Source organism: Francisella orientalis FNO12, from assembly GCF_001042525.2.
Taxonomy (GTDB): domain Bacteria; phylum Pseudomonadota; class Gammaproteobacteria; order Francisellales; family Francisellaceae; genus Francisella; species Francisella orientalis.
The window spans coordinates 799288-816505 of sequence record NZ_CP011921.2 but is presented as its reverse complement, the minus strand read 5'-3'; the positions used below and the strand labels follow the sequence as shown (position 1 = coordinate 816505).

Sequence of the window (17218 nt, the reverse complement as noted above, 5' to 3'; positions counted from 1 at the left end):
TTTGATTATGCTAGTGCTATTATTTGATTCAGAATCTCTTAAAGATGAAGATATATTAAATCAAAAAGAAATACTACAATGTCTTTAATTTTGATGATATAAATAGTAAAGATTTCAAACCAGCACCATTTATTGGAGTTAGCGGTGGCTGGGGACATGCCACTTCAGGTCCTTCAGCTGGAATTATATTTACAGCTGTTGGTTATAGATTTACTGAATCTTTTGGAGCTGATTTTGCCTATGCTGGAGCTATTTCAAATCTATATTCTGCTACTCAAGTTAATAGCAATTACATGGGTATTTTAAAATATTTTTATAGAATAAATAATTATTTAACTTTTAGCCCAGGAGTTGGTGCCGGACTAAGTTATAACAGTATATTAAATATAAAAAATGCCAATAACGCCCCCGAAGAATACCTTCAAAGTAATAATGATAAGACAGGTTTTGTAATTTTCCCATTTAGTCTAGGAGTTCCTATAAAATCTATTGATAATCTTAGTATGGATATTAACTATATTTATGTTAGAAACTTTAATAAAACATCTGTAAATATTGTAACAACTGACTTAATATACTCATTTTTATAAATTATAATTAAATATGATAATTTTATGTTTTAGCTAACTTCTCAACCTCTTGATAATACTTTGAATCTTTAACAAGTATATAACCTGTATCACTATTAGAGTCTGTAAGATAAACGTGTTCAAATATGTTTGATTTTGTAAGTGGCTCATTTTTTGCATTAGCAATCCCTAAGTAATAATTATAGATAACTCCCCTAGGATGTTCTTTCGATATATAAACTTTAGTTTTTGATCCACCTTTATCTTTCATCTTTTGAGAACTTAAAGAAGTTACATGAATATACATTCCTTCTATATTGTCACTATTTGTCAAATAACGTAGATAAGAATCTAGGTTGTAACTAAATTCTATAGCTTTTATTATACTTTTAGGATTTTCAGGCTGATTGTAAATATCTATAACAATATTTTCAATCTTAATCTGACCTTTATATTTATCAAACAACTCTTTTGCACTTAGGTTCCAATTATTATTCTGATTAAATATTTTATAAGCATGCTCATTCTTGTATGATAATCTCTCAACATCATGACCTTCTGACGAGTTATAACTTATACTTATACGAAAGCTTATAGTATCTAAATCGTAGTAGTTTTTTATAAAGTTATTCTCTATGAACTTATTAATCTTAGGCTTCAATATATTCTCGCCACAATTATCACTATTCACGTTGTACTTCCCATCTATACTAGGTACAGTTGGATTAGCATTTATCAGATTATTATCAAGTTGATTAGCCACAAACACAGTACATTCATTTACTTTTTTATTGGATAGCCAACCAGTACCAACATACTCTCCTAGAACTACTGATAACCCTCGATCATATGTTCTTTCAACTTTATATTGTCTATAGTATTTTTTCTCAGCATAGTTTTGAGCCATATCTTTAATTTGCCCACCAGTAGTTAGAGCAAAACTATAGCAAAAATGTATCGGAAGAAATAAAATTGAAACTGTTATTAATATCTTGTTTAATTTCATAGAAATTCAAGCTCATTTAAAATAAAATTTGTTTGATAATCATTATAACTAATTAATAGTTTAAATGTTAATTAGAATAGATAATATATATGGTGATTAGTAAAGATCAATTTATTTAGAATATACTTTTAACTTTTTCTAATAACTTGTTTTTTTCTTGTTCAGTATATGATTTAGACTGAATATTACCCCACACAGGAGCTGGCCATACAGGATCATTTTCGAAACGTCCTACTACATGAATATGCATTTGCTTAACCACATTACCTATAGTAGCTACATTTAACTTATCTACTTTATATTCGTTAACTATAAAGTTAGATATTTTATTAATAATCTTATTGATATTATATTGCTGTGAATCATCAAGCTGATACCACTCTGTTCTATCTGTAAATGGTACAACTATAAACCAAGGCACCATAGAATTATTCATTAGCAAAATTTTACAATCTAAGTGTTCACAAATTTCAAAAGTATCTGCCTCTAAACGAGAATCTAGTTTAAACATTAAATAGTTTCCTTACTTTTTCTAAATCTTGAAGCGTATCAACACCTACAGGAGTTGGTTTAGCTGATTGTTCAACAGCAATTTTATAACCATTATATAACACTCTTAGTTGTTCAAGAGCTTCATATTTTTCAATTGGTGATATTGCAAGCTCTGCATAGTGCTTCAAAAAGCCAACTCTATAGGTATATATACCTATATGCCTAAAAAATTCAGATATACTAACTTGATGATTCTCTGAGAAACCTCTTTCAAAAGGGATTGAGGCTCTACTAAAATATAAAGCATAGTTATTTTTATCAAAAACAACTTTGACATTATTTGGGTTATATATGTCTTCAGCTTCAGTAATTCTCTCACACAATGTTGAAACAACTGCTTCTGGCTTTTCAATTAATAATTGTGCTGCTTGCTCAATATTCTCAATAGGAATCAAAGGTTCATCACCTTGTACATTAACAACAATATCCTCATCAGCAAAACCCAACTTAGTAACTGCCTCAGCTATCCTATCTGTACCTGATTCATGATCCTCTCTTGTTAAGATTACTTTTGCACCAAAATTTTCTGCAACTTCTTTTATTTCTTCTAAGTCTGTAGCTATGATTATGCTTTTAAATTTTGATTTAGCTACCTGCTCATACACTCTTTGAATCATTGGCTTACCTGCAATATCTGCAAGCATCTTGCCAGGTAGGCGTGTTGATTTAAGCCTAGCAGGGATTACAACATGAATATTAGCCATATTTTTTTACCTCTTCTAGCGTTAGTTTTTTAGCTTCCTCAACTAACATTACTGGAATATTCTCACGAATTGGATAAGCTAATTTGTCAGCCTTACAAATTAAAAGCTGATTTTCTTTGTCATAATATAAACTCGAGTTACAAACTGGACAAACCAACACATTTAAAACTGAATGATCCACTATTTCACCTCTATTATAAATTCATATTTATCTACTACTTGTTCTGCTTTGACAAGTATATAATCATTTACTTTACACCATGCTGGAATATCATGCATAGTCCCAGGATCTGTACAAACTACTTTTAGTTGCTCCCCTGACTGCATAGCTTTCAAAGCATTTTGTGTTTTGATAACTGGCATTGGGCAAAGAAGTCTTTCTAAATTTAATTGTTGCATTATATATACCACTCTTTTTTAATCTCATCAGCAGGCATTGGCTTAACTACAACTTCCTTACTAGTACCATCAAGATAGTTAAACACCATTGTTACGCTTTCAGCATTTTTACCCTGTGTAAATCTACCTAAAATTTGTGCTGTAAAATCTTCATCAGCTTTTTCAAAATCACCATCAATAAGGATTAAAGGGCCTTGATGAGATGAGCCGTACACATGAGTAAACTGATTTTTATAGCCATTTAAATAATTATTCTCACCTTCTTCACGACCTATTATAAGTTTATATTCAGGTTTATAACGAATATGTCTACCTACTTTAAGAAGCATAATATCATCAAATTCATACTCTTTTGAATTACGCGCTTGCCATAAATCAACTAGTTTATCAGAGTATTGTTTATCAGTAAGAAAGCAACATCCTCCAGCAGGTGAAGCATAATCTTCTATCCCCCATTCACGCGCTATTCTCATTTGATCTTTTCTGCCTCTACCTGTTATTCCCATTAGCTTAGATCTATCAACCCAGCCTTCTCTTTCTGGTTTTGTTTCTGGTAAGTTTTTAGCACTCAAAGGTCTAAGTAATAAATCATCTACTCCTGATTGTTTTTGAACAACTGGCATTGTACTTTTACGCTGTGACATTGGTCTTTGACCTATTACTTCACCTGTAATTATAAAATCAAAGCCATTTTCCTTTGCCCATTCTTTTGCTTTACGAACCATAAAAATCTTACAATCAAGACATGGATTCATATTAGCTCCATAGCCATATTTAGGGTTCAGTAAGACATCTTTGTACTCTTCAATCACATCGATAATATGTAACTTAATTCCTAACTGCTCAGCAACATATAGTGAATTATTACGTTTTTGTTTTTCTTTATCTTGCTTACGAATTGCATGAGTATGTCCCTCAACACAAAAACCAGTAAAAAAATTTATACCTTCTACATGTATACCCTGCTCTAACATCATCTTGGTTGCAAGCATTGAATCAAGACCACCAGAGATTAGTGATACTGCTTTAATTCGTTTCTTTTCCATTATTATTTTGTCTAATTAAATCAAATATTAAATATTTGTAATAATTCTAACATATCGACATTTTATAACTATAGTTTTGTAAGATTTGTATTTTTATTTAGACTGTTTAAATTTCTGATTATAAGACTGGGCTGCATAATACCCAACTATTGATCCAAGCATTGATCCAGCAATTAAATCACTAGCAAAGTGAAAGTATTGTAGCAATTGTGTAATCACAACTAAAAATGCCAACAATGCCCAAAGCCATCTATACTTTGGAAATAAAATCCACATACTTACACTAAATGAAAATATAAATGTAGCGTGACCAGATGGAAAAGAATTATTTATATTATCAAATGTAAACCAATTGAATCCATATAAATCATTTCTAATCAAAGAAGGATTGTTCTTAAAAGTTTCCGTCCAATATCTACCAAAAATCCCCTTTAGAATATTTTTGATAAATTGTCCAATTATAATTGCATTAGCTACTAGCAAAAATTTTGTGTCAGTATCTACTACTTTTTTGAGTATAAGCTTAATTAAATAGTATATATAAAATACAAATACTAAGACTGTTATAAGTAAAATAATATCATCTGAGAAAAACTTCATAATCGTATATTGTCGAGAGTTATGTTCATATAAAAACCAAACAATTTGTCTATCAACAAAGAAGTAACAGAAGAATATTGAAAATATTCCTAAAATAACTAGTAGCAAACTTTTTTTATTCATTTTTTTTTAATTTGATAGTTTTTAAAATGCGAATATTTTACGTCATTATGTTGCTGATGTTTAGTATTTTTTTAATGAAAACATTCCCAAATCTCTTGAGCTAATTTTTTACTGATTCCTTTAACCTTTGCAATCTCATCAACAGAAGCTCTAGATAGTTCTTGCCAGCCGCCAAAATACATTATCAAAGCTTTACGGCGTTTTGGTCCAACTCCTTCTATTTCTTCAATAATTGATGATTGTCTATTGACACTTACTTTTTTACGCTGACCTTTAATCGCATGATCATGAGCAGAGTCCCTAACTTGTCGTAATAATAAAAATCCTGGATTGTGCTCATCTAATGTATATTCGGTATCATCAAAACCTTTGTAGATTTTTTCTTTACCACTTATGCGCTCAACACCTTTACCTAAACTTACAAGTTGGACTTTATCTTGAATCCCATATTTTCTAAAAACGGCTTCTGCTTGATGAATCTGTCCTTTACCACCATCTATTATCATAACATCAGGGAGGTTATTAGCTTCTAGTCCTGAACTAACTCGACGCGATACTGCTTGATGAATTGCTGCATAATCATCACTCGCTTTGATATCTTTGATATTGTATCTGCGATGAGATTTGCGATCCTCACCCTCATCTGTATATACAACACACGATGCTATAGTTGCCTCACCTTGGAAATGTGAAATATCAAAACACTCAATACGCTTAATATCTTTTTCTAACTCAAGAAATTCTTTGAGTGATTCTAAGCGTTTTTGATACTGAGATTTTGAGCTTGTATAGATATTTAATTTTTGTCGTGCATTTACCTCCGCTAATTTCAACCACTTGAGATTATCAGCAGCCGGTACAACTATCCAATTTATTGATTGACCAATTTTTTGAGAGATACTATTCATAAGATCAGTAATATCAGCAAACTCAACTTTTGATAGGATTATATTTTTTGGCCAAATATTTAGAATCTCATCACCTAAATAAAAATGAGATAAAAAAGCATGCATAATTGAGGTTTTATCCTGCCCTTTAGCATGAATACTCCAATGTCTATCTGCGATAACATCACCATTTTGAATTTGTAATAAAGCTATGCTTACATAGCTATCTTGCATATATATACCAATTACATCAAATGTTTTATCTTCTTGAATATCAACTATTTGCTGCTGTTGTAGCTTGCGTAATATCACTAATTGATCGAGATAAACTTGTGCTTTCTCATATTCCATATCCTCAGAAGCTTGATACATCTTTGCTGAGATTTCTTCTAAAACAGTGCTAAATTTACCCGCTAAGAATTTCTTTAGAATTGCTAATTGTTCATCGTATTGCTGTTGAGAAACCAAACCCACACAAGGTGCAAAACAACGCTTAATTTGATATTGCAAGCATGGTCTAACTCTAGACTTATAGTACGAGTTTTCACATTGACGGATCGGAAAGATTTTTTGTATAATGTTTAATGTATTTTTAACTGATGATATCGACACATAAGGTCCAAAGCATTGCCCTTTTTTATATGCTGATTTGCCACGATAAAAAGATACCCTAGGGAATTTATCACGAGAAATTATTAGATATGGGTAACTTTTATCATCTTTAAATAAAATATTATATTTAGGACGGTGTTGCTTAATGAGATTATTCTCTAGTAGATATGCTTCATAGTCGCTAGGGGTAATAGTTATCTCTATTCGAGCAATCTGCTCTACCATCATCAGAGTTTTACTATCTTTCGCACCCTTTGAAAAATAACTATTTACACGATTTTTGAGATTTTTTGCTTTACCAACATAGATTATTTCTCCATGCTTATCAAGCATACGATAAACACCGGAATGTGTAGTTAAGTTTGCCAAGAAACTTTTTAAATCAAAATCTTTAGAATTATCTGCAATCATCTAATTTTATTAAACAATAAATCTGTGAAAATGATAACATATACCTAGTTTAATCTACTACTTATTAATAAATACAAACTAATGTATGAAATATGTCCTTTTATAACTGATAGAATATGGGTTATTGAATATCCAGTTAAGTATTCAGGGATAAAATTTAGTTCTATAACTACACTAATAAAGCTAAATGATAATTCCATACTGATACATTCTCCATGCAAGATTGATAATAGCTTAAAAGATAAGATTTTAAAGATTGGTAACGTTAGCTGTATAATAGCTCCTGGAAACTTCCATCACTTGCATGTAAATCAGCACAAGGTGCTTTTCCTAAAGCTAGAACTTATATCTGTCAAGGTGTAAATAAAAAAACAGCCTAATCTAAAATATGATGAGATACTTACAGATAAGTCTATCTTAGAAGAATTACTACAGCAACCCATTCTGGGTAATAAAATTATGAACGAGATTGCTTTTCTTCATAAAGACACCAAAACTCTAATATTAGTTGATATTATTGAAAACATAGGTAGTAATACAAAAATATAGTCTGGGGTATAAAGATATGGGGCTAATTCTTAGAATGTGGAACAAAGCTAAACCAGCTCCAGAATACCAAATCGGCTGGAATGATAAAGAACTTGCTGCTCAATCTTTACAAAAAATTATAGATTGGGGTTTTGATAAAATTATCCTAGCTCATGGAAACTTAATCACTCAAAATGCTAAACAAATAGCTACCCAAGCATGGCGTAAACCTCTTAACAAATTAAAAAATGATAATAGATACAGATAAAAAATTAGAGAATATTGTACAAACTCTCAAAAATACTAAAGAAATAGCTGTAGATACAGAATTTTACTGGATGCGAACTATAAAAAGATTTTTTAATTGTGAAGTAAATAATATTTTTGATACTCAGCTGACCGCTTCATTTTTAGGTACTCAATCACAGATATCTCTCAAGGCTCTACTCAAAGATATACTAGATATCGAAATGGAGAAAGAGTCACAGTTCTCAGATTGGCGTAAAAGGCCGCTTTCTCAAAAGCAGTTTGACTATGCCCTAAAAGATGTTGAGCATCTTATTGAAGTCAAACATCATCTTGAAGAAAAACTTAATCAAACTGATTATAAACGGTACTTCTATGAAGAACTATTAGAAATACAAAAAACAGAATTTAACACTGTTGAGAACATTGATAATAAAATTGGTAATATTCAAAAGTTTAATGAAAAAACACAAAAAAATGCCATATTAGTAGCTCAATAGCGCGAATCTATCGCTCAACAAAAAAATATTCTAGTTAGATTTATTTTTGATAATAAAATTCTTTATGCTATAGCCCATAAAAATCCTAAGTCTTTAAACTCATTTGATTCTGAAGATCTAAAAAAAACTTAAACCTTGGATAAAAAAAAGTGTCATAACAGCTCTTAACTCTAAACATAACCTAGAGCATATAAACTTAGAGCAAAAATCTGGTGCTAAAATATCCACCGAGATAAATGACAAAATAACTAATTTTTTTGATATTGAAACAAGAAGCTTAAAATTTGATGCTTCCTTAATAGCATCAAGAAAAGATATTCGCTCAGTAGCATATAATCTTAGTATCGACCCTAACTACTCGAGTAATAAGCTATTGGTTGGAGATATGAAATAGTTGGTAAAAAATTAAAAGAGTATATACTTGATACCATAAAAAATATATAACATATTCTCTGCTATCTATTTATGAAAAATATAACTCGAGATTCTAAATTATTTCCTATAGTATTAGCGTTGTTTGCAGCCCTTACGCCACTAGCTGTCAACACTTACGCTCCTGCTATTCCACTGATAGCTAGCGACTTTGGTGTTAGCGATAGTACAGTTCTTACAACATTTGCAACATATTTTATTGGTTTTTCATTTGGTATGCTTTTTTGGGGGGCTATCTCTGATAAATATGGACGCAAAAAAGTTATTATCATCGGTAGTGTAATTTATATCATAAGTACGGTACTATGTTCATATAGTTACAACTTCAAAATGCTTGAAATAATGCGCTTAATACAAGGTCTATCTGACTCAGTAGGAGCTGTAATAGCCTTCTCAATTGCTCGTGACTGCTACAAAGGAGCCAAACTTACGAATCTTGTGACATCAATAATTATAATATTGTTAATAGCTCCCATAGTAGCTCCAATAATAGGTACTATTCTTACAAATTTAACTCACACTTGGCAAAGTACCTTTCACTTCTTAACCATATATGGTGTAGTTATGCTTCTATGTGCTTTTTTAATCGAAGAAACTCTAGAGCATAAAGATAGAAAATCTAGCCTAATAAAATTAATCCCTAGCTATTTTCAACATCTAAGCAATTCTCGCTTTATGCTTGCTACAATTGCAAGCAGCACTATTTTTGCTGCTCTTTTCATCTATATTTCATCATCAGCTTTAATATATTTAGGTAATTATGCAACAGGATCTTTATGGTACTGTATATATTATGGTTTATGCTGTATTGCCGCTATATTTGCAAACTATTTGATAAAAAGACACTCGAGTAAAGTTCAGCAACTCAAATTTTTATATTACAGTGTCGCCCTTATAACTATTAGCTGTATTGTTTCGATCATCTTTAATAGTCTAAATCTTGATAATGCCTTTTTTTATACATTAATAATGTTTGTTTTATGCGGTAATGTGGCCTTTAGCTCAACTCTTATTTATTCATTTGCAATTGACCAAATTGATCATAGTTTTGGCACAGCCAATTCGATTGTAAACTTTATCAAAAATATGATTGCTGCAAGTGGTAGTTATTTTATAAGTTTTTATCATGGCAGAGACTTAGTGATAGCATCACCAATTGCACAATTTATCTTCACATTAGCTACAGTTATACTGCTTTTTGGGATATACAAACTAAACAAAAAAGTAATCAATAGCTAGCTAAATCTCTACAGAGTAAGCCTTTTCTAGCAAGTACTCTTTCTTGACTACTTATAAGGCTTTCTCATTAGTTGACTCAAGCACTACTTCTGGAGCTACTCCATTTTGATATGCTTCTAGCCACCTCAACGCACATAGGCACCATTTATCTCCAGCTTTAAGCCCAGGAAAATCAAATAAAAGATTAGGCGTAGATAAGTCATTGCCTCTTGATGCTATATATTCCAAAAATTCTTGGGTCATAATGGCACAGACAACATGTAAGCCATGATCATGATTATCAGTGCGACAAAAACCATCTCTATAAACCCCTGTCTTAGGCTCTAAACAACATGGTTTCAATATGCCACCTAAGACATTTTTCTGTCCTGACATAAGTTCCCTAAAAAAGATTAATTATCTAAACATAATAAAACAGAAAAATAATGAAATAAATATTTTAAGATTAAAGTTTTGAAATATCAGCAACACCAATAAACATTTTATGAATAGTTACAAGTAATGCAATTCGATTATCTCTGACACTGACATCATCATCCATAACCATCACATTTTCAAAAAACTCTGCGATAACCTTATCTAAACAAGTCAAAAGTTCTAAAGCATAGTCATATTCTCTATTACCTAGATATTTATCTAGATCAGCGCTTATTTCTTCTATACTATAAGCAAGTGCTAATTCATACTCATTGCCTACTGTCTTAGCTATCTCAATATTATAAGAGTACTTTATATCTTCAGATGCGTTCTTACTAAGAATATTAGCAACACGCTTATTTGATGCTATAAGACTCTGTGCCTTATCTGAAGATATAAAACTAGTTACCGCTATTATTCTAGCAGCAAAATCTTTGATTGAATCATATTTAGTATTAATTACTGATTCAAAGATATTGACAGCAACACCTTCATCTTTGTATAGATTTTTTAGTCTGTCTAGACAGAATGATACAACTTCTGCTTTTATATCAGAGCTAAACTCTATGCTATTCACTTCTTTATAGCTATCTAATGCAATTTCAATAACCTTTTCTAAAGCTATATCAATATTTGTATCTCTTAGAATACGCAGAATACCGATTGCAGATCTTCTTAGAGCAAATGGATCTTTATTTCCTGTTGGTTTTTGACCAATTCCAAATATCCCAACTAAAGTATCTAACTTTTCTGTTAGTGCAACACAAGCTGCGATATCAGTCCTTGGTAACTCTGCACCAGAGTATTTTGGCCAATACTGCTGTTCTATAGCATCAGCAACGATATCTGTTTCACCATGCGCTTTTGCATAATACTTACCTATTATCCCTTGTAAATCAGTAAACTCAAATACCATATCAGATATCAAATCAGCCTTAGCTAATAAACCAGCTCTATAAGCTTGTTGACTATCTACATTATTTAAATCCGCTACTTTGTGTGCTGTATTAGCAATTCTTTGAGCTTTTTGATACATATTTCCAAGTTTATTTTGGAATGTAACATTCTCTAATCTAGGTAATAACTGTTCTAAAGATTTCTTCAGATCTGTATCATAGAAAAATGCCGCATCAGCTAATCTTGCGTTCATAACTTTTTGATTACCAGATGTTACAAGCTCAGGCTTCTTACTCTCAATATTTGAGATTGTAATGAAATTTGCAACCAAATTATTATCACAATCTAATAAGGCAAAACACTTTTGATGCTCTTCCATTGAAGATATCAAAGCCTCTTGTTGAACTCTTAAGAAGTCTTTATTAAAGCTACATAGCATAGCATTTGGATATTCTACAATAGCGCAAACCTCTTCTACAAGATCGTCATCTAAAACTACTTTATAGTTATTTTCTTTAGCTATTTTTTTGGCTTGTTCAATTAGCATTTGCTTACGCTGCTCCCAATCGACAAGAACTCTAGCTTCAGCTAATAACTTCTCATATCCAGAAATCTCATTGATAGATATTGCATCAGGATGATGAAATCTATGCCCATAAGTAATATTAGAAGCTTTATGTCCTAAAATCTCAATATCAACAATCTCATTACCATATAATGCTAATACCCAATGCGCAGGTCTTACAAATTCAACAACTGAATCACCCCAACGCATCATTTTTGGAATTGGGAGTTGCTTAAGTGCTTTTGTAATAATTTCTTGCAACAAGGAAGTTGTTGGTTGTCCAGATTGTGTAGTTTTATAAAAAAGTTTGTCGCCTTTTGAAGTTTCGATTCTATCTAATTGATCAAGCTCAACACCACAAGAGTTTGCGAAACCTATAGCTACCTTTGTTGGCTCACCATCTTTATAAGCAATACTAATTAGTGGACCCTGCTTCTCAACTACTATATCTTCTTGAGACTCTACTAAGTCTTTAATTATAAAAGATAATCTTCTTGGTGAAGCAAACCACTTAGCACCACCAAAACTAACCTTTGCATCTTTTAATTGAGTCTCTACACTATTTAACAAAGACTCTGCTAAGCTGCGCAACGCTTTTGGAGGTAGCTCTTCTGTACCTAATTCAAATAAAAAATCTTTTGTAACTTTGTTCATTTACAAACCTTATAGATAAATGCTTATTTTATTAATACTCTCAAAGATGCTGAAAAGTATAATTGTTATGTATATTGCGCTATATTATAACTTAATAAGTAAAAGAATTTAACTAAACATCTATGTTTATCGATACACATTGTCACTTAGATTTTGCTATTTTTGATAAAACACGAGATACAATATTACAAAATAGTGATGAGTTAGGTATCACTCACTTTATAAACCCTGCTACTCAAAGAAATAATTGGGATAATCTGGTTCAACTTAATCAACAATATAATAACGTTGCTTTTTGTTTTGGTTTACATCCAGTATTTATAGACAATCATAGTCCGTCTGATTTGGATAATTTAGAAATATATACTCAGAAGTATTCAGCCAAAATTATTGGAGAGATTGGTCTAGATAAAAGATTTAATAATTTTAATAAACAGATAGAGTTTTTCTCAGCGCAAATAGCTATTGCTAAAAATCTCAATAAACAAGTAATTATTCATGTTGTAAAATCTCATAATGAGGTATTACGAATCATTAAAGATTTAAAATTTATTAATGGTGGAATTATTCATGCTTTTAATGCAAGCGATACTATCGCACAACAGTATATAGATCTTGGCTTTAGATTAGGCATTGGAGGAATTATCTCTCACCCACAGTCAAAACTTAAACAAACTCTACAAAAAATCAACCCGAAAAATATTGTTTTAGAAACAGACTCACCTGACATGAGACTTTATGATAGTTCTAAAGATATTAATACCCCGGAGAATATACCTACAATTTTTGAATTGCTTAACGATATTTATCAACTAAATCCTGATATACTAAAACAACAAATTTATAATACTAGCTTAGAATTTATCTAAAAAATGTATATAGCCAACTTACGCTTACAAAACTTTAGAAATATTCCTTTTAAGAGTTTTGATTTTAAAAATAGTATAAATTTTATAGTTGGTAAAAATGGTTCTGGCAAAACATCTATTCTTGAATCAATATATTTTCTGTCGCATAGTAGATCATTTCGCAGCTCACAGCTTAATCGTATAATTAACCATGATAGTGATGAATTTATAGTCTATACAAAAGCTTATAACCCTGATGAAATAGTCATCTCACTATCACGTAAAAAAAATAGTAATAATATTTCAAAATTAAATAGCGAAATTCAAAAAAATCATACTGAAATAGCGCGAGTTTTGCCTATCCAATTAATGAATCCTGAAAGTTTCAATATCATAAACTCTGGTGCTCAACAAAGATGTAAAGTACTTGATTGGGGCGCTTTTTATTTTGATAAAACCTTCTTAAAAATATGGCAACAAACTAAATTTCTTATCAAACAAAGAAACTCCGCTCTTAAGCAAATCTACCCAAAAGCTTATATCAACGGGATAGATAAAAAATTATGCGAGTTTGCTGATATTCTAGATTACAAAAGACATGCTTATTTTACAAAATTAAAACCTAAAATATATGAAGTTCTGTCACAATTTAATCCAGATTTAAAACTTGATATAGATTACTTCCGTGGTTGGAACTCACACAAAAGTCTAGCGCGGGTTTTAGAAGAATCATTTGAGTCTGATAATAGATACAATGTCACTAATCATGGTCCTCATAAAGCCGATATAGTTCTGACTATAAATCATAAACCAATACAAGATATCTTCTCACGTGGACAACAGAAGCTACTGATTTGTGCAATCAAATTAGCGCAAGGAGAGATTCATAACTTAGAAAATGAAAATAAATGTATTTATCTAATAGATGATATAACATCTGAACTTGATAATACTCATACAAAAACTCTTTTTAGCTATCTTAAAAATCTAAAATCACAAGTTTTTATTACGACAACAGAAAAAAATAAAATTAACGACTTTCTTGATTTAGATAGTCATATCATCGAAATATAGGATATAAGATAATGCTTAGAATAATACTCTCACTATTTTACCCATATTAGTTTTTGCCAATAATCCAATATGTGATGGCAATACCTATGAAATTAATCAATGCCTCAAGACACAAATACAAATGTATGATAAAAAAACTAGACTCCCTCAAAGGCTCTAAATATCAAAGATTTTAAAAAATACCGTGATAATATCTGCTCAAAGATTAGCTCTACATATAGTGGAGGAACTTATGAGTCTATTAAATACGGAACTGTATAATCTCTCTTGATAGATGGTTTTTAGAAGAAGTAAAGATGTAAAATTTCCTGAAACTTTATGGAGCAGTACATAACTTATTCCAAAAACCGGCAGTGTCTTCATCCTTAGCATAATTATCACACATTGCAGAACCTTGGCCTACGCCTGCAATGAAGTCACCTTTTTCACTAACAAAACTTTCAAGAATAGATACAACCTTAGGATTAGTTTGATTTCCTAATCTCTCCGACCCATTTCTCTGAATATATACATAATCACTATCAGGCTCATTTATTATGTCATATTTATTACCATCACTAAGTGTAGTCTTTAAAGTGACTCTTTGATTATCTCCTCGGAAAGCTACTAGAAGATTACTATTATCTCCCGTTAAGCACCCTTTTTCACCATTCGGAAGAACTGAGCCTGTTGCAGCTCTTGGACTTGAATATGAAATACCCCAAACACCTCCTGTCGTTGTAGTTTCTGTCATAGGTGGATTAGATGGGGCTGAGTCATTTGAAGATGGCGTATCTTCATTATTATTTGTGGATATATCTCCATTATTAGAAACACCAGGAACCATACTACTAGGGAGATTCCCAGATGTTTTATTTATCTCAAAAGTTACAGCATCTAATAATGAAATGCCCAAAAAAGCTCTTGCTAAAATAATTGCTATTTTTTTTAAAATCACTATTTTTTTCTCCTAATTAAAAATTCATGTACTCTACTATAGATAGATCATATTGATAATACGGATCTGTAATATCAGGTATTAAAGTTGGTTCAACATAAACTTTGATATTTGCATTCTGGTCATCTATTCTTTCTCAATTTTAACAATATTGTCTTTGTTTAGTATAACAGGATCCCAAAGCTTGGAGTCCTCATCAGGAAATTTTCCAGCTTCATATATATAATGAGTAATCTCATTAATATAACTTCGAGCAGCAACATCTGCACCAGAAAGTTTTGCTCTAACTTGATAGTTTGAATACATTGGTATTGCTACTGCAGCTATAATAGCAATTATCGCAATAACAATTATTAACTCTATTAGAGAAAAACTTCTATTATTCATATGCTCCCATATAGATAAATAAAAACTCACTAAGAATAACTATTATCAATTTAGAAATATATAGAAAAAAATAATGGCACCCATTAAAAGTTAATTAGTGAAATCATACTTATACAAATAATATACTCTAGAAATCTTTATTCATTAGTCTAATCTGATAATATATATCATTAGTCTTATTATTAATTGATACAGTAATTTACAACTATGCTTAAGAAAATTATGGGCTTAATGATTCTAGCTCTTATACTTGTAGGTTGTAAAGATACCTATAAAAATAATCAATGGAACAAATTTCATAGAGATTCATCAACCAGTTCTGATATTCACTCAAAACTTGTTGAAGTTCATAATCGTGAGAGCATAGGATTCACATATTCACCTTATGGAGCAGATTTCAGAAATAGACTTAATTAGAAGATGATCTTGTTTGACAATATTGATTGGTTTGATTTTCAGAACAATAATTATTAATTTGTTCACGTACGGTTTCTTTTGAACAAAACCAACTGCTTCCACAAGGCTTATTTGTTATATCACTATCTTCTGAATCTTGCGTCTCCAAAAAAGCTGCTATTGATTTCTCAAACTCATCAATGACATTAAAGTTGGGAGGATCATAAGGTGAAAAGTCAGTATTAGTATATCTATCAATAATATCTCCTACATTACTAGAGTACCCTGCACTATTTTCTGGAAGACTAGTATAAGTCCCTAATCGACTACTAGAATCAATAAATATTCCAAAAACATTTGGATCTTCATAATAACCAGCGTTAGCATCTCCTTCACCCGAAACAATATACGTAACACCGTTTCTAGATCCCACATAGACGTCATTTGAATACTTTCTACAAATAGGGAGAAAATCACCACTCTCTCCACACTTGTAAAACCCTAGCATACTAGTTATATTTCCAAAAGTAGGTGTATCATAAAAATAATCTAAATTAGTATCTTGTTCAGATGATGATTCATTAGAATCAACTCCAGTGACTAAATTACTAGGTATATTACCAGCAGCCTTATTTATATAAAGAATCGCTGCATTTGACAAAGATATATTCAAAAAAAAATTCCAATAGTAACTTATTAGTGTTTTAGTAAACATGTCACTTCTCCTAATATTACTAAGGTTAAATTATATTGATAGTAAGGCTGCTCTATATTAGGTAATATATCTTGATCAATATATACCTTCATAACAGCATTTTGTGAATCTATTCGTTCTATACATACCTTAATAACATTATCTCTATTAAGTTCTCTACAACCCCATAATTCAGAAGCTTCATCAAGAAATATCTTTTTCCCAAAGGTATAATCTGTGACTTGATTAAGATAGATGTTTGCTATTGCATCTGTTACCGAAATTTTAGCTCTAGTCTTATAATTTGAATATATAGGTATAGCTATAGCAGCTACAATAGCAACAACGGCTATCATAACCATTAACTCCAATAACGAAAATCCAGCTTTTGTGCGCATCCAAATGATATATAGAACTATTTCGAAACTGATAATAGCAATTTTTTAATTTGAAACATGGGAATAATTGACAGTCCTTGTTAAATTTTAATTGATC

At 30.9% G+C, this 17218-nt stretch carries 19 protein-coding genes and 2 pseudogenes; 7 read left to right on the top strand and 14 right to left on the bottom strand.

What is annotated here, in order from left to right; translation table 11 throughout:
- Positions 1-293: 293 nt before the first annotated feature.
- A complete protein-coding gene (locus tag FNO12_RS10455) occupies positions 294-590 on the top strand; it encodes a hypothetical protein (protein ID WP_014715360.1) in 297 nt (98 codons plus the stop codon).
- 22 nt (positions 591-612) lie between these two features.
- Here FNO12_RS10455 and FNO12_RS04265 read toward each other — a convergent pair whose 3' ends face one another.
- The 8 genes from FNO12_RS04265 to uvrC form a co-directional block, all read right to left on the bottom strand.
- Positions 613-1575 (bottom strand): hypothetical protein, encoded by a 963-nt coding sequence (locus FNO12_RS04265; protein WP_014715359.1) that lies wholly within the window; start codon positions 1573-1575, stop codon positions 613-615.
- Positions 1576-1690: 115 nt separating this feature from the next.
- Entirely contained in the window at positions 1691-2086 is a 396-nt protein-coding gene (locus FNO12_RS04260; RefSeq protein WP_014715358.1) for an HIT domain-containing protein, read from the bottom strand.
- On the bottom strand, positions 2079-2831 hold the full coding sequence (gene kdsB / locus FNO12_RS04255) for a 3-deoxy-manno-octulosonate cytidylyltransferase (RefSeq protein ID WP_014715357.1): 753 nt from the start codon (positions 2829-2831) through the stop codon (positions 2079-2081). The genes FNO12_RS04260 and kdsB overlap by 8 nt, the downstream gene beginning before the upstream one ends.
- On the bottom strand, positions 2824-3012 hold the full coding sequence (locus FNO12_RS04250; RefSeq protein ID WP_014715356.1) for a Trm112 family protein: 189 nt from the start codon (positions 3010-3012) through the stop codon (positions 2824-2826). Before FNO12_RS04250 ends, kdsB begins: the two co-directional genes overlap by 8 nt.
- Positions 3012-3230, bottom strand: coding sequence for a sulfurtransferase TusA family protein (locus FNO12_RS04245; RefSeq protein ID WP_014715355.1), 219 nt, complete (start codon positions 3228-3230; stop codon positions 3012-3014). Before FNO12_RS04245 ends, FNO12_RS04250 begins: the two co-directional genes overlap by 1 nt.
- On the bottom strand, positions 3230-4276 hold the full coding sequence (locus tag FNO12_RS04240) for a tRNA (5-methylaminomethyl-2-thiouridylate)-methyltransferase (protein ID WP_014715354.1): 1047 nt from the start codon (positions 4274-4276) through the stop codon (positions 3230-3232). Before FNO12_RS04240 ends, FNO12_RS04245 begins: the two co-directional genes overlap by 1 nt.
- A 93-nt stretch (positions 4277-4369) precedes the next feature.
- Positions 4370-4999: a phosphatase PAP2 family protein gene (locus FNO12_RS04235; RefSeq protein ID WP_014715353.1), complete on the bottom strand. Its 630-nt coding sequence runs from the start codon at positions 4997-4999 to the stop codon at positions 4370-4372.
- Between the two features lie 71 nt (positions 5000-5070).
- Positions 5071-6909, bottom strand: a complete 1839-nt coding sequence (gene uvrC, locus FNO12_RS04230) for an excinuclease ABC subunit UvrC (RefSeq protein WP_014715352.1) — start codon at positions 6907-6909, stop codon at positions 5071-5073.
- Positions 6910-7474: 565 nt separating this feature from the next.
- Here uvrC and FNO12_RS04220 point away from each other — a divergent pair.
- From FNO12_RS04220 to FNO12_RS04210, 3 genes and pseudogenes are all read left to right on the top strand, one after another.
- Positions 7475-7705 carry a hypothetical protein gene (locus tag FNO12_RS04220; protein ID WP_041257377.1) on the top strand — a complete coding sequence of 77 codons (231 nt, stop codon included), beginning with the start codon at positions 7475-7477 and terminating at the stop codon, positions 7703-7705.
- Positions 7686-8627: pseudogene (locus FNO12_RS04215) on the top strand (HRDC domain-containing protein). The gene FNO12_RS04220 and the pseudogene FNO12_RS04215 overlap by 20 nt, the downstream one beginning before the upstream one ends.
- A 21-nt stretch (positions 8628-8648) precedes the next feature.
- Complete coding sequence (locus tag FNO12_RS04210) at positions 8649-9854, top strand: multidrug effflux MFS transporter (RefSeq protein ID WP_014715349.1); 1206 nt, start codon at positions 8649-8651, stop codon at positions 9852-9854.
- 51 nt (positions 9855-9905) lie between these two features.
- On the opposite strand, the gene FNO12_RS04205 is transcribed toward FNO12_RS04210, so the two are convergent.
- Complete coding sequence (locus FNO12_RS04205) at positions 9906-10229, bottom strand: DUF2237 family protein (protein ID WP_030005576.1); 324 nt, start codon at positions 10227-10229, stop codon at positions 9906-9908.
- Between the two features lie 70 nt (positions 10230-10299).
- Positions 10300-12387 (bottom strand): glycine--tRNA ligase subunit beta, encoded by a 2088-nt coding sequence (gene glyS / locus FNO12_RS04200; RefSeq protein ID WP_014715347.1) that lies wholly within the window; start codon positions 12385-12387, stop codon positions 10300-10302.
- Between the two features lie 122 nt (positions 12388-12509).
- Between glyS and FNO12_RS04195 the strand changes: the two genes are divergently transcribed.
- Together FNO12_RS04195 and recF are read left to right on the top strand one after the other, a co-directional pair.
- The gene (locus FNO12_RS04195; protein ID WP_014715346.1) at positions 12510-13256 is read left to right on the top strand and encodes a TatD family hydrolase; all 747 of its coding nucleotides are present in this window, start codon (positions 12510-12512) and stop codon (positions 13254-13256) included.
- Positions 13257-13259: 3 nt separating this feature from the next.
- Entirely contained in the window at positions 13260-14309 is a 1050-nt protein-coding gene (gene recF, locus FNO12_RS04190; RefSeq protein WP_014715345.1) for a DNA replication/repair protein RecF, read from the top strand.
- Positions 14310-14625: 316 nt separating this feature from the next.
- On the opposite strand, the gene FNO12_RS04180 is transcribed toward recF, so the two are convergent.
- Both FNO12_RS04180 and FNO12_RS04175 read right to left on the bottom strand, forming a co-directional pair.
- Entirely contained in the window at positions 14626-15246 is a 621-nt protein-coding gene (locus FNO12_RS04180) for a hypothetical protein (RefSeq protein WP_014715344.1), read from the bottom strand.
- Between the two features lie 16 nt (positions 15247-15262).
- Positions 15263-15633 (bottom strand): annotated as a pseudogene (locus tag FNO12_RS04175) (prepilin-type N-terminal cleavage/methylation domain-containing protein).
- A gap of 207 nt (positions 15634-15840) precedes the next feature.
- Here FNO12_RS04175 and FNO12_RS04170 point away from each other — a divergent pair.
- Positions 15841-16050 (top strand): hypothetical protein, encoded by a 210-nt coding sequence (locus FNO12_RS04170; RefSeq protein WP_014715342.1) that lies wholly within the window; start codon positions 15841-15843, stop codon positions 16048-16050.
- Here FNO12_RS04170 and FNO12_RS04165 read toward each other — a convergent pair.
- Positions 16043-16744 (bottom strand): hypothetical protein, encoded by a 702-nt coding sequence (locus tag FNO12_RS04165; RefSeq protein ID WP_014715341.1) that lies wholly within the window; start codon positions 16742-16744, stop codon positions 16043-16045. The genes FNO12_RS04170 and FNO12_RS04165 overlap by 8 nt on opposite strands.
- The gene (locus FNO12_RS04160) at positions 16726-17121 is read right to left on the bottom strand and encodes a prepilin-type N-terminal cleavage/methylation domain-containing protein (RefSeq protein WP_048349211.1); all 396 of its coding nucleotides are present in this window, start codon (positions 17119-17121) and stop codon (positions 16726-16728) included. Before FNO12_RS04160 ends, FNO12_RS04165 begins: the two co-directional genes overlap by 19 nt.
- Positions 17122-17218 lie beyond the last annotated feature (97 nt).